Source organism: Pseudomonas sp. IzPS59, from assembly GCF_014863505.1.
Classification (GTDB): Bacteria; Pseudomonadota; Gammaproteobacteria; order Pseudomonadales; family Pseudomonadaceae; genus Aquipseudomonas; species Aquipseudomonas kribbensis.
Genome location: NZ_CP062251.1, coordinates 389,859 through 402,362 on the forward strand (window position 1 = coordinate 389,859; position 12,504 = coordinate 402,362).

Annotated in this window: 9 protein-coding genes; 3 read left to right on the forward strand and 6 right to left on the reverse strand. The window is 60.2% G+C overall.

Features of this window, described 5'->3' with window-relative positions; all coding sequences use genetic code 11:
• Positions 1–61 precede the first annotated feature (61 nt).
• From ntrC to glnA, 5 genes are all read right to left on the reverse strand, one after another.
• On the reverse strand, positions 62–1,498 hold the full coding sequence (gene ntrC, locus IF189_RS01765; protein ID WP_085712778.1) for a nitrogen regulation protein NR(I): 1,437 nt from the start codon (positions 1,496–1,498) through the stop codon (positions 62–64).
• On the reverse strand, positions 1,495–2,580 hold the full coding sequence (glnL, locus tag IF189_RS01770) for a nitrogen regulation protein NR(II) (RefSeq protein ID WP_085712779.1): 1,086 nt from the start codon (positions 2,578–2,580) through the stop codon (positions 1,495–1,497). The genes ntrC and glnL overlap by 4 nt, the downstream gene beginning before the upstream one ends.
• A 231-nt stretch (positions 2,581–2,811) precedes the next feature.
• A complete protein-coding gene (locus IF189_RS01775) occupies positions 2,812–3,435 on the reverse strand; it encodes a DUF4124 domain-containing protein (protein WP_085712780.1) in 624 nt (207 codons plus the stop codon).
• Entirely contained in the window at positions 3,432–3,941 is a 510-nt protein-coding gene (locus tag IF189_RS01780) for a DUF4124 domain-containing protein (RefSeq protein WP_192552734.1), read from the reverse strand. The genes IF189_RS01775 and IF189_RS01780 overlap by 4 nt, the downstream gene beginning before the upstream one ends.
• Positions 3,942–4,085: 144 nt before the next feature.
• Positions 4,086–5,492, reverse strand: coding sequence for a glutamate--ammonia ligase (gene glnA / locus IF189_RS01785; protein WP_085712782.1), 1,407 nt, complete (start codon positions 5,490–5,492; stop codon positions 4,086–4,088).
• Between the two features lie 328 nt (positions 5,493–5,820).
• On the opposite strand from glnA, the gene thiI reads away from it, so the two are divergent.
• Together thiI and typA are read left to right on the forward strand one after the other, a co-directional pair.
• A complete protein-coding gene (thiI, locus tag IF189_RS01790) occupies positions 5,821–7,275 on the forward strand; it encodes a tRNA uracil 4-sulfurtransferase ThiI (protein ID WP_085712783.1) in 1,455 nt (484 codons plus the stop codon).
• Positions 7,276–7,414: 139 nt separating this feature from the next.
• Positions 7,415–9,235, forward strand: a complete 1,821-nt coding sequence (gene typA, locus IF189_RS01795; protein ID WP_085712784.1) for a translational GTPase TypA — start codon at positions 7,415–7,417, stop codon at positions 9,233–9,235.
• A gap of 116 nt (positions 9,236–9,351) precedes the next feature.
• On the opposite strand, the gene IF189_RS01800 is transcribed toward typA, so the two are convergent.
• Positions 9,352–9,789 (reverse strand): YkgJ family cysteine cluster protein, encoded by a 438-nt coding sequence (locus IF189_RS01800; RefSeq protein WP_007961740.1) that lies wholly within the window; start codon positions 9,787–9,789, stop codon positions 9,352–9,354.
• A gap of 258 nt (positions 9,790–10,047) precedes the next feature.
• On the opposite strand from IF189_RS01800, the gene IF189_RS01805 reads away from it, so the two are divergent.
• On the forward strand, positions 10,048–12,498 hold the full coding sequence (locus IF189_RS01805; protein ID WP_134825186.1) for a glycogen/starch/alpha-glucan phosphorylase: 2,451 nt from the start codon (positions 10,048–10,050) through the stop codon (positions 12,496–12,498).
• Positions 12,499–12,504 lie beyond the last annotated feature (6 nt).

Sequence of the window (12,504 nt, forward strand, 5' to 3'; positions counted from 1 at the left end):
CCGCGACCGTGCCCGATTACGGGTCACGGTGCCTTGCGGCGGTGCAGGCCGGCACTGAATCTCAGCCTTCATCACCCTCGTCGTCATCCCCGCCATCGACCTTCATGCCGAGCTCCTTGATCTTGCGGGTCAAGGTGTTGCGGCCCCAGCCCAGCAGCACCGCAGCGTCACGGCGACGCCCGGCAGTGTGCTTCAACGCTGTCTCGATCATGATCCGCTCGAACGCCGGCACCGCGCTGTCGAGCAGGCTCGACTGGCCACGTGCCAAGGCCTGGTCGGCCCACTGGCGCAGTGCCTGTTCCCAGTTGGTCACCGGCGCCGAATCCTGCGGCAGGCTCAGCAGCTCCGGCGGCAGGTCGCCGATGTGCACTTCACGCCCGGACGCCATCACCGTGATCCAGCGACAGGTGTTTTCCAGCTGCCGCACGTTGCCCGGCCATGGCAGGTTCTTCAGGTATTCCTCGGTCTCGCTTTTCAGCAGCTTCGGCTCCACCGCCAATTCTTGCGCGGCGCGGCTGAGGAAGTGCTTGGCCAGGGTCGGGATGTCTTCGCGGCGGTCCGAAAGGCGCGGGATGTGGATGCGGATCACGTTGAGGCGGTGGAACAAGTCCTCACGGAATTTCCCGGCGTGAACCAGGGTTTCCAGATTCTGGTGAGTCGCCGCGATGATCCGTACATCAACCTTGACCGGCACATGCCCGCCGACACGATAGAACTCGCCGTCGGCCAGCACCCGAAGCAGTCGGGTCTGGGTATCTGCCGGCATGTCACCGATTTCATCGAGGAACAGCGTGCCGCCATCGGCCTGTTCGAAACGCCCGCGACGCAGGTTGGCTGCGCCGGTGAACGCGCCTTTCTCGTGGCCGAACAGCTCGGACTCCATCAGATCCTTCGGGATCGCTGCCATGTTCAGCGCGATGAACGGTGAAGCCGCCCGCGGGCTGTGACGATGCAGGGCGTGGGCCACCAGTTCTTTACCAGTGCCGGATTCGCCGTTGATCAGCACGGTGATGTTGGAGTGGCTCAGGCGCCCGATGGCGCGAAACACTTCCTGCATCGCCGGCGCTTCGCCGATGATTTCCGGGGTGCGGGTCAGGGCCGGCACCACTTCCAGGCCTTGCTGCTCCTGGGCGTGCTGGTTGGCGCGTTTGACCAGCGACACCGCTTCGTCGACGTCGAACGGCTTGGGCAGGTATTCGAAGGCGCCGCCCTGATAGGAGGCGACAGCGCTGTCCAGATCGGAGTGAGCGGTCATGATGATGACCGGCAGTCGTGGGTGCTGCTCGCGAATCCGCGCCAGAAGATCCAGACCGCTGGCACCCGGCATGCGGATGTCGGAGATGATCACGTCCGGCTGCTGGCGGGCCAGGCGGCTCATCACGCCATCGGCACTGTCGAAGCTCTGGGTGGTCATGCCTTCCTGTTGCAGGGCTTTTTCCAGGACCCAGCGGATAGAACGGTCGTCATCGACGATCCACACGGTTTCACTACGGCTCATGTCGATGTGGCTCCTTGTTCCAGTGGCAGAAAGATCGAGAAGGTGGTGTGGCCTGGATGGCTGTCACACTCGATCAGGCCCTGGTGCTGGCTGATGATGTTCTGGGTGATGGCCAGGCCGAGTCCGGTACCGTCCGGACGTCCGCTGACCATGGGAAAGAAAATGGTTTCCTGGAGTTCCGCGGGAATCCCCGGGCCGTTGTCGATGATCTCGATCTTGGTCACCAGACGATGGCGGATATGGCCGATGGTGAACTGGCGCATGGCGCGGGTGCGCAGGCTGATGCGGCCCAGGCGCAACTCGTTCTGGCTGCTGATCGCCTGCATCGCGTTGCGCACGATGTTCAGCACGGCCTGAATCATTTGCTCGCGGTCGATCAATACGTCCGGAATGCTCGGGTCGTAATCGCGCACCAGCGTGATGCAGCCCTGGCTTTCGGCCTCGACCAGCTGGCAGACGCGCTCCAGCACTTCGTGGACGTTGCACAGGGCCAGCGACGGCAGTTTGTTCGAGCCGAGCATGCGGTCGACCAGATTGCGCAGGCGGTCGGCTTCTTCAATGATCACGTTGGTGTAGTCGCGCAGGCTGTCTTCCGGCAGCTCCCGGGCCAGCAATTGCGCGGCGCCACGGATACCGCCCAGCGGGTTCTTGATCTCGTGGGCGAGGCCGCGCACCAGCATCTTGCTGGTTTCCTGCTTCGACAACTGCGCCTCTTCCTTGGTGATCCGCAGCAAGCGATCGCGAGGGTGAACCTCCAGCAACAGCAGGGTCGCGCCGCTGCTCAGGATCGGTGTCACCGCGTAGTCGACGGTCAGGGTCTGGCCGGTGAGGGCGGTGAGCATCGCTTCGCGCTTGGTGAACGGGTGCGCCTGTTCCACCGCCTGGCGCAACGAATTGAGCGCCTCGGTGGATTCGGTGAACAGCTCGCTGATGAACTGGCCATGGCTGCGCTGACCGCTGATGGCCAGCAGCATCTCCGCCGCCGGGTTCATGTACTCGAGGCGCAATTCGGCGTCGAGCAGGATGGTGGCGGTGGTCAGGTTGTCGAGCAGCAATCGGTGGAGTGCGTCGCTTATGGTCATCAGGACCTCTTTTGGAGCAAGGCGTGCGCGAGAAACGAAGCGCCGGTGCGAGGAAAATGCAAAAACCAAACCAAGGCTCCGAAAAGAAGCGTTCATCCCCTGAAACGGGCGTTTGACGCTCGTTTGCGTGGCGATCAGCCGGCCCTGGCGGGTACTTTCGAACCAAAATGGGTTGGATTGTGAGTACGGTGCAGACTGTTGCACCAATATAGTGCGCAAAGCTGAACGGCGTTAGAAGAAACGCAGGAAGGGGTTTTTCGGTTCGACGGGTTTGTCTTTCAGCGGGCATTCCGGGCGAACGCCGTAGTCGTCGGTGGTGCAGGGTTTGACCTGGCGTTTCTGTGCCAGCGAAATGCGCTGCATATGGAATGGCTGATTGGCGGTGCGCTCGACGATGCGGTCCTGCGCATCAAGGATTTCCACCGACAGGTTATGGCTGCCGCGATCGATATTGCTCAGCGGGAATACCGGGCTCAGTCCGGGTTCGCCGGTGGGCTGGCCGTCCAGCAGCAGGCGATAGCGATGACCTTTTTGCAGGCCGGGTTCGCTGGTGATGCTGACGATCAATTCGCCGGCGCTGCTGCGAATGGTCGCGTCCGGCTCGGGAACCAGCACCCGCAGCATGTCGTAGCGGAACAGCGGTTGCTCCGGTGATTTTTTCGCCGTGGTGATGGGCGCCGCCCCGGTCGGGTTGGAAGCCATTCGATTGCTGGTGGCCAGCGGTACACGCTTGGCGTTGCCGCGTGGCTGGTCGGTGTAGACCCGATTGCCCTGGGAATCGACATAAGTGAAGACCTCGGCGGATGCGCCAAGCGCAAACAGGGCCAGACACACGGCAATCAATCCGCGAGTCATGGCTTGTGCACCCGCTGCACGGTAAAGACCACAGCCGGACTCTGCTGAATGATCGCCTCGCCATCGATCACCTGAACCGCCAGCCGATGCTCGCCACGGTCGACGTTCACCAGTTGCATGATCGGAACATTGCTCGGCTGGCCGTAAGGCGCGTCGTCCAGCAACAGACGCAATTGATGCGGCGGTTGCAGGCGCGGCTTGATCAGCACGCTGACGGTGAACGTGCCGTTGTTGGCGCGCAGGGCTTCTTCGGTGGGCAGGCCGGTCAGTTCCAGCACCTCATAGGCATTGCGCGCAGGAGCACGGCTGGCCGTGTCCGGTGACGGCGCACTCGGTGCCTGAGGCTGGACGCTGTTGAGCGGCGGCAACTCCACCGCCTGTGCCTTCACGCCGTCCGGCGAGTGATCGCTGTACACCGTATTGCCGTTGGCGTCGGTGTACTTGTAGATCTGTGCAGCGACGGGCAGGGCGATCAGCAGCAGGATGTAGAGAAAGGTGCGACCCATGAAATCGACCGGAAACGAAAACGATGGGTTGCAGCATAGGCCAGTCGGGCGGGGATGGCTCGGGCGGTAAACATCCGGGCAATAAAAAAGGCCTCCCGAAGGAGGCCTCTCTTTTGTCACGCCGCGTAGCGCAGCGCTACCGGATCAGCAGCTGTAGTACAGCTCATATTCCAGTGGGTGTACGAAGGTGCGGACCTTGATTTCTTCTTCGGATTTCAGCGCGATGTAGGCATCGATGAAGTCGTCGGAGAACACGCCGCCCTTGGTCAGGAACGCGCGGCCCTTGTCCAGCTCTTCCAGGGCTTCTTTCAGGCTGCCGCAAACTTGCGGGATCTCTTTCGCCTCTTCAGGCGGCAGGTCGTACAGGTTTTTGTCAGCAGCATCGCCTGGGTGAATCTTGTTCTGGATACCGTCCAGACCGGCCATCAGCAGTGCTGCGAAAGCCAGGTACGGGTTGGCAGCCGGATCCGGGAAACGTGCTTCGATACGACGGCCGCGTGGGCTGTTGACGTAAGGAATACGGATCGAGGCGGAACGGTTGCGAGCCGAGTAGGCCAGCATTACCGGCGCTTCGAAACCTGGCACCAGACGCTTGTAGGAGTTGGTGGCCGGGTTGGTGAAGCCGTTCAGGGCCTTACCGTGCTTGATGATACCGCCGATGAAGTACAGGGCGGTTTCGGACAGGCCGGCATAACCTTCACCAGCGAAGGTGTTCTTGCCATCTTTGGCGATGGACATGTGAACGTGCATACCCGAACCGTTATCGCCGTACAGAGGCTTCGGCATGAAGGTCGCGGTGCGGCCATAGGCATCGGCCACGTTGTGGACAACGTATTTCAGAGTCTGAACTTCGTCAGCTTTCTTCACCAGGGTGTTGAACTTGACACCAATTTCGTTTTGACCGGCAGTTGCCACTTCGTGGTGGTGAACTTCAACGGTCTGACCCATTTCTTCCAGTGCGTTGCACATGGCGGTACGGATTTCGTGGTCGTGGTCGAACGGCGGAACCGGGAAGTAGCCGCCTTTCACGCCTGGACGGTGGCCCTTGTTGCCGCCTTCCACGTCCTGGTCGGACATCCACGAGCCTTGCTCGGAGTAGATCTTGAACATCGAGCCGGAGATGTCGGACTTGAACTTCACTTCGTCGAAGATGAAGAACTCAGGCTCTGGACCTGCGAATACGGTGTCACCGATACCGGTGGTCTTCAGGTATTCCTCGGCGCGGTGGGCGATGGCGCGCGGGTCGCGATCGTAACCCTGCATGGTCGAAGGTTCGATGATGTCGCAGACCAGGATCAGGGTCGGCTCTTCGGTGAACGGGTCCAGAACGGCGGTTTCGTCGTCCGGCAGCAGGATCATGTCGGAGGCTTCGATGCCTTTCCAGCCAGCGATGGAGGAACCGTCGAACATCTTGCCAACTTCGAAGAAGTCGTCTTCCAGCGCATCGCGAGCCGGCATGGTCACGTGGTGCTGAGTGCCTTTGGTGTCCGTGAAGCGCAGATCAATCCACTTGACGTCATGATCTTTGATGAGTTGAACCGACTTCGACATAGTGTCCTCCGGGTGGCTTAGGGCTGGTAGTGGATGCCCTTAAATGTTGGTGATGCCGGCGCGAATACTCTGCCAAGGCAACCTGCCTCACAAGGGAGCAAATTGCATGCCAGTGCCCCAGCATGGGTTTTTTGCCCCAAATTCACGCTTATTAAGGTGCGAAACGCATAAAGGCTGAAAATCTCGCCCTTTAATGTAGCGCCATAAGTCGAAAATGACCCGTTTTGGTGCATGCAAAACCTTCTGCATATTAACTGGTTAAACCTTGAGCAATTTCCGCTATAATCCGCGCCCCCCTTTTTCGGCTGGCCCAGCGCGCGCTGTTTTCATGAAACTAATCGTAAAAGTCTTCCCCGAGATCACCATCAAAAGCCGACCTGTCCGGACGAAATTCATCCGCCAGCTGGCCAAGAACATCCGCACCGTGCTCCGCGACCTGGACCCGGCCGTGGTGGTGAACGGCGTGTGGGACAATCTCGAGCTGGAAACCCGCGTGACCGATCCCAAGGCCCTGAAAGAGATGGGCGAGCGCCTGACCTGCATGCCGGGCATCGCGCACTTTCTGCAGATCGACGAGTACCCGCTAGGCGACTTCGACGACATCACCGAGAAGTGCAAGCAGCACTACGGCGATGCGCTGGCCGGGAAGATTTTCTCGGTGCGCTGCAAACGTGCGGGCAAGCATGCATTCAGCTCGATGGACGTCGAAAAATACGTCGGCAGCAAGCTGCGCCGTGAGTGCGGTGCCGCCGGAATCGACCTGAAAGCGCCGGAAATCGAAGTCCGCATCGAAGTTCGCGACAAACGGTTGTTTGTCATCCACAGCCAGCACAATGGCATCGGCGGCTACCCGCTCGGTGCGCTGGAGCAGACGCTGGTATTGATGTCCGGAGGCTTTGACTCGACGGTTGCGGCCTACCAGATCATGCGTCGCGGCCTGATGGCGCACTTCTGCTTCTTCAATCTGGGCGGTCGTGCCCACGAACTGGGCGTGATGGAAGTCGCGCATTTCATCTGGAAGAAGTACGGCAGCTCGCAACGCGTGCTATTTGTCAGTGTTCCATTTGAAGAAGTCCTGGGCGAAATTCTCGGCAAGGTCGATAACAGTCATATGGGCGTCGTATTGAAGCGTATGATGTTGCGCGCGTCCTCGGCCATCGCCGAGCGCCTGCACATTGATGCGCTGGTCACCGGCGAGGCGATCTCCCAGGTGTCGAGCCAGACGCTGCCGAACCTGTCGGTGATCGACTGCGTGACCGACAAACTGGTCCTGCGTCCGCTGATCGTCGCCCACAAGCAGGACATCATCGACACGGCCAACGAAATCGGCACCGCCGATTTCGCCCGGCACATGCCGGAGTACTGCGGGGTCATTTCGGTCAATCCGAAAACCGCCGCCAAGCGTGGCCGGGTCGAACACGAAGAGCAGGAATTCGACATGGCGGTGCTCGAGCGTGCGCTCGCAAACGCCAGACTGGTGCCGATCGATCGGGTGATCGACGAATTGGGCCAGGATTTGCAAATCGAAGAAGTCAGCGAGGCACTGGCCGGCCAGATCGTCATCGACATCCGTCACCCGGATGCCGCCGAGGATGAGCCGCTGGAACTCGAGGGCATAGAAGTACAGACGATGCCGTTCTATGCAGTGAACGCACGTTTCAAGGAACTGGACCCTACTCGCCAGTACCTGCTGTATTGCGACAAAGGCGTGATGAGTCGCCTGCATGCTCACCATTTGCTCAGTGAGGGGCATGCCAATGTGCGCGTTTATCGACCGAGCTAAGTGCCCGGGGCTGTTTGCCTGTGGCCTGCGTCACCGGCCCCCCGACACCGCCGTCAAGCTGTAACGGCCATGCCGGACACTACTGCTAATCGCTGCCAAGACTTGTCAGCAAACCGAATCCTCTGATCGAGATACACAAGTGATCGAAAATCTACGCAACATCGCCATCATTGCCCACGTTGACCATGGTAAGACCACCCTGGTAGACAAACTCCTGCGTCAATCCGGCACCCTGGAGCGCAACGAGCTCAACGACGAGCGCGTGATGGACTCCAACGACCAGGAAAAAGAGCGCGGCATTACCATTCTGGCGAAAAACACCGCCATCAACTGGAACGGCTACCACATCAACATCGTGGACACCCCGGGCCACGCCGACTTCGGCGGCGAAGTTGAACGCGTTATGTCCATGGTTGACTCCGTGCTGCTGCTGGTCGACGCTCAAGACGGCCCTATGCCGCAAACCCGTTTCGTGACCAAGAAGGCTTTCGAAGCCGGCCTGCGTCCGATCGTGGTGATCAACAAGGTTGACCGTCCGGGCGCGCGTCCTGACTGGGTTCTGGACCAGATCTTCGATCTGTTCGACAACCTGGGCGCCACCGAAGAACAACTGGACTTCCAGGTTGTTTACGCTTCGGCCCTGAACGGCATCGCCGGTCTGGACCACACCGCCATGGGCGAAGACATGACCGCGCTGTACCAGGCGGTTGTCGACCACGTTCCAGCGCCTGCTGTTGACCGTGACGGTCCGTTCCAGATGCAGATCTCCGCTCTGGACTACAACAGCTTCCTGGGTGTTATCGGTGTTGGCCGTATCGCTCGTGGTCGCGTCAAGCCGAACACTCCGGTTGTCGCTATCGACGCCAACGGCAAGCGCCGCAACGGCCGTATCCTGAAGCTGATGGGTCACCACGGTCTGCACCGCGTTGACGTTGAAGAAGCAGCAGCCGGCGACATCGTCTGCATCAGCGGTTTCGACGAGCTGTTCATCTCCGACACCCTGTGCGACATCAACACCGTCGAGGCGATGAAGCCTCTGACCGTTGACGAGCCAACCGTTTCCATGACCTTCCAGGTAAACGACTCGCCATTCTGCGGTAAAGAAGGCAAGTTCGTGACTTCCCGTAACATCAAGGATCGTCTGGACAAAGAGCTGCTGTACAACGTTGCACTGCGCGTTGAAGAAGGCGACTCGGCTGACAAGTTCAAGGTATCCGGCCGTGGTGAGCTGCACCTGTCGGTACTGATCGAAACCATGCGTCGCGAAGGCTTCGAGCTGGCCCTGGGCCGTCCTGAAGTGATCATCCGTGAAGTTGACGGCGTGAAGCAGGAACCGTTCGAAAACGTGACCATCGACATCCCTGAAGAATCCCAGGGCAAGGTCATGGAAGAAATGGGTCTGCGTAAAGGCGACCTGAGCAACATGGTGCCGGATGGCAAGGGCCGTGTTCGTCTGGAGTACAACATCCCTGCTCGCGGTCTGATCGGTTTCCGTAACCAGTTCCTGACCCTGACCAACGGTGCTGGCATCCTGACCTCGATCTTCGATCGTTACGCTCCAGTGAAGTCGGGCCACATGTCCGGCCGTCAGAACGGCGTTCTGGTTTCGGTTGAAACCGGCAAGGCACTGACCTACTCCCTGGAAACCCTGCAGGCTCGTGGCAAGCTGTTCGTAGAACACGGCCAGGAGATCTACAACGGTCAGATCGTTGGTCAGAACTCCCGCGACAACGACCTGGGTGTGAACCCGACCAAAGGCAAGAAGCTCGACAACATGCGTGCTTCGGGCAAAGACGAAACCATCGCTCTGGTACCACCTGTTCGCTTCACCCTGGAACAGGCTCTGGAATACATCCAGGAAGACGAGCTGTGCGAAGTTACTCCTAAGTCCATCCGTCTTCGCAAGAAGATCCTGGACGAAAGCGAGCGTACCCGCGCTGCCAAGAAAGCCAAGGCATAAGATTTAGCCAAGGCTGAAAAAAACGCCCCCGGTCGAGAGACCGGGGGCGTTTTTGTTTGTCTGGGCTTTTTTGATATATCGTTCCCACGCAAAGCGTGGGGACGATCAAGAGCCGATCAGAACTTCTCGATCGACCGCGAATTCTGCACCCGCTCCACTTCCTTCGGCTTGTACGCACAATATCCCGGGCGCGGGCCGATCTTCGGGTGGTTGCGGCAGGTGTCCGGGCGCTTGTCATAAATGGTGCACAGCCGGCTCTTGCGATCCAGGTAGTAGCAATCGTTGTTGCTCATGCGCTGCAGGGTGAAGATCCCCGACTTCTGGTTGAAGCGCTCCACCAGACCTTCCTTTTGCAGGCGCTTGGCGATGTTCTTCGGCGGGTCGCCCAGTTCGAACTCGTCGACCACACCGATGCGCACCAGGTCCTTGATCTTGACCTCGACCGGCAGCGTGCAGCAGCTGGAAACGCACGAGCCGCACATCGGGGCCGAATATTTGGCCCAGGTATCGAGACGGTCGATCTCGGCTGCGGCGATCAGGTTGGGCTTCATCATCGGGGTTTACCAGGCGTGTGCATCAGGGCGCGCGATCATACCGGGACTGGTGGATTTTTGAACAACCTTTCGCCAGATTTTTTCTTTCTGTCATCACCGGGGCCGACAATTCGGCACGGCCCCTGCATTCATTCAGGCATTCGCCAAGGTATTGCCGAACGATCCCGCACTCTCAGGAAAAACTGCCGAACCAGAGCCCCCACCGTCGGTCAGACCGTCTAGGCTCTGACAATTCCCCGCTCGCTCGAGGTCCTATCGATGACTCAAGAACCACTAGTTCGCGAAGCAGAGGTGGCCGCATTCCGCGACGCCGTCCTGACCAAACTCACCTACGCGGTGGGCAAAGACCCGGATCACGCCTTTGACCATGACTGGTTCGAAGCCATCGCCCTGGCGGCCCGGGACCACATGGTCGAGCACTGGATGGACCACACCCGGCAGATCTACCGCAAAGGTCAGAAGCGGGTGTATTACCTCTCGCTGGAATTTCTCATCGGCCGTTTGCTGTACGACAGCCTGAGCAACCTCGGTCTGCTCGATGTCGCCCGTGAAGCATTGACCGAGCTGGGCGTGGATCTGGAGCGCATCCGCCTGCTGGAACCCGACGCCGCGCTGGGCAACGGTGGCCTCGGACGGCTGGCGGCGTGCTTCATGGAGAGCATGTCGACCCTCGGCATCGCCGGTCATGGTTATGGCATTCGCTATGAGCACGGGCTGTTCCGCCAGGCCATCGTCGACGGCTGGCAGCAGGAGCAGACCGAGCACTGGCTGGATTTCGGCAACCCGTGGGAGTTCGAGCGGCCGGAGGTCGTCTACAGCATCGGCTTCGGTGGTAGCGTCGAGACCGTCACCGATGTCAGCGGCAAGAGCAAACAGGTCTGGCACCCGGCAGAAACCGTGCGGGCGATTGCCTACGACACCCCGGTGGTCGGCTGGCGCGGGGCAAGCGTCAATACCTTGCGTCTGTGGCGCGCCCGGGCGATGGAGGACTTGCACCTGGAACGCTTCAACGCCGGTGACCACCTGGGCGCTGTGGCCGAAGTGGCCCGGGCCGAAAGTATCTCCCGCGTACTCTATCCGGCAGACAGCACCGAGGCCGGTCAGGAACTGCGCCTGCGTCAGGAATACTTCTTCGTTGCCGCCTCGCTTCAGGACTTGCTGCGCCGTCACCGCAACATGCACACCTCGGTGCTGACCCTCGGCGATCACGCGTCAATCCAGCTCAACGACACGCACCCCTCGATCGCCGTCGCCGAACTGATGCGTCTACTGGTGGACGTCTACGACGTGGCCTGGGACGCGGCGTGGCAAGTCACCGTCGATACTCTCTCGTACACCAACCACACGCTGCTGCCCGAAGCCCTGGAAACCTGGCCGGTGGGCCTGATGGAACGCATGCTGCCGCGGCACATGCAGATCATCTACCTGATCAACGCCCAGCACATCGATTCGCTGCGGGCCAAGGGCATTCACGATTTCGACGTGCTGCGCGCGGTGTCGCTGATCGAGGAAGACAACGGGCGTCGCGTGCGCATGGGCAATCTTGCGTTCCTCGGCTCCCACAGCGTCAACGGCGTATCGGGCCTGCACACGCAGTTGATGCGCAAGACCGTGTTCGCCGAACTGCACAAGCTCTATCCGGAGCGGATCAACAACAAGACCAACGGCATCACCTTCCGCCGCTGGTTGTACCAGGCCAACTCCGAACTGACCTCGATGCTGGTCGATGCCCTCGGCCCGGATGTGCTGGACAACCCCGAAGAGCGCCTGCTGGACCTTGAACCGTTCGCCGAAAAAGCGGCCTTCCGCAAGGCCTTCGCCGAACAACGCCTGCACAGCAAAAAAGCGCTGGCCTATCTGATTCATGAACGGCTGGGGATCGCGGTCAACCCGGCGGCGATGTTCGACGTGCAGGTCAAAAGGATCCACGAGTACAAACGTCAGTTGCTCAACCTGATGCACACCGTGGCCTTGTATCAGGCGATTCGTGCCCAGCCGGAAACCGACTGGGTGCCGCGAGTGAAGATCTTCGCCGGCAAAGCGGCGGCCAGTTATCACCAGGCCAAACTCATCATCAAACTGACCAACGACATCGCCCGGGTGGTGAACAACGATCCGACCGTACGCGGGTTGCTGAAGGTGGTGTTCCTGCCCAACTACAACGTCAGTCTGGCGGAGAGCATCATCCCGGCGGCGGATTTGTCGGAGCAGATCTCCACCGCCGGTTTCGAAGCGTCAGGCACCAGCAACATGAAGTTCGGCCTCAACGGCGCGCTGACCATCGGCACCCTCGACGGCGCCAACGTGGAAATGTGCGAACGCATCGGTGCCGAGCACATGTTCATTTTCGGCCTGAGCGCCCAGCAGGTCGAAGCGCGCAAGCAGAACCACGAGTTCAGCGCGGTGCCGGACATTGCGGCGTCCCATCGTCTTAACGACGTGTTGCAGGCGATCCGCAGCGGCGTGTTCTCACCGGATGACACGTCGCGCTATACCGGGCTGATCGATTCGCTGGTGGACTACGACCGCTTCCTGGTCTGCGCCGACTTCGATTCTTACTGGGAAGCGCAGATGCGCGTCGATGCGCTCTGGCACGATTCCAACAACTGGTGGCGTTCGGCGGTGCTGAACACCGCGCGGATGGGCTGGTTCTCGTCGGACCGGACGATTCGCGAGTACGCCACGGACATCTGGAAGGCGCTGGAGTAACTTTTA

Bases quoted from the DNA above. Each gene is read 5' to 3' on its own strand.
- ntrC (WP_085712778.1), bottom strand. From the start codon at position 1,498: ATGAGCCGTAGTGAAACCGTGTGGATCGTCGATGACGACCGTTCTATC.
- glnL (WP_085712779.1), bottom strand. From the start codon at position 2,580: ATGACCATAAGCGACGCACTCCACCGATTGCTGCTCGACAACCTGACC.
- IF189_RS01775 (WP_085712780.1), bottom strand. From the start codon at position 3,435: ATGACTCGCGGATTGATTGCCGTGTGTCTGGCCCTGTTTGCGCTTGGC.
- IF189_RS01780 (WP_192552734.1), bottom strand. From the start codon at position 3,941: ATGGGTCGCACCTTTCTCTACATCCTGCTGCTGATCGCCCTGCCCGTC.
- glnA (WP_085712782.1), bottom strand. From the start codon at position 5,492: ATGTCGAAGTCGGTTCAACTCATCAAAGATCATGACGTCAAGTGGATT.
- thiI (WP_085712783.1), top strand. From the start codon at position 5,821: ATGAAACTAATCGTAAAAGTCTTCCCCGAGATCACCATCAAAAGCCGA.
- IF189_RS01800 (WP_007961740.1), bottom strand. From the start codon at position 9,789: ATGATGAAGCCCAACCTGATCGCCGCAGCCGAGATCGACCGTCTCGAT.
- IF189_RS01805 (WP_134825186.1), top strand. From the start codon at position 10,048: ATGACTCAAGAACCACTAGTTCGCGAAGCAGAGGTGGCCGCATTCCGC.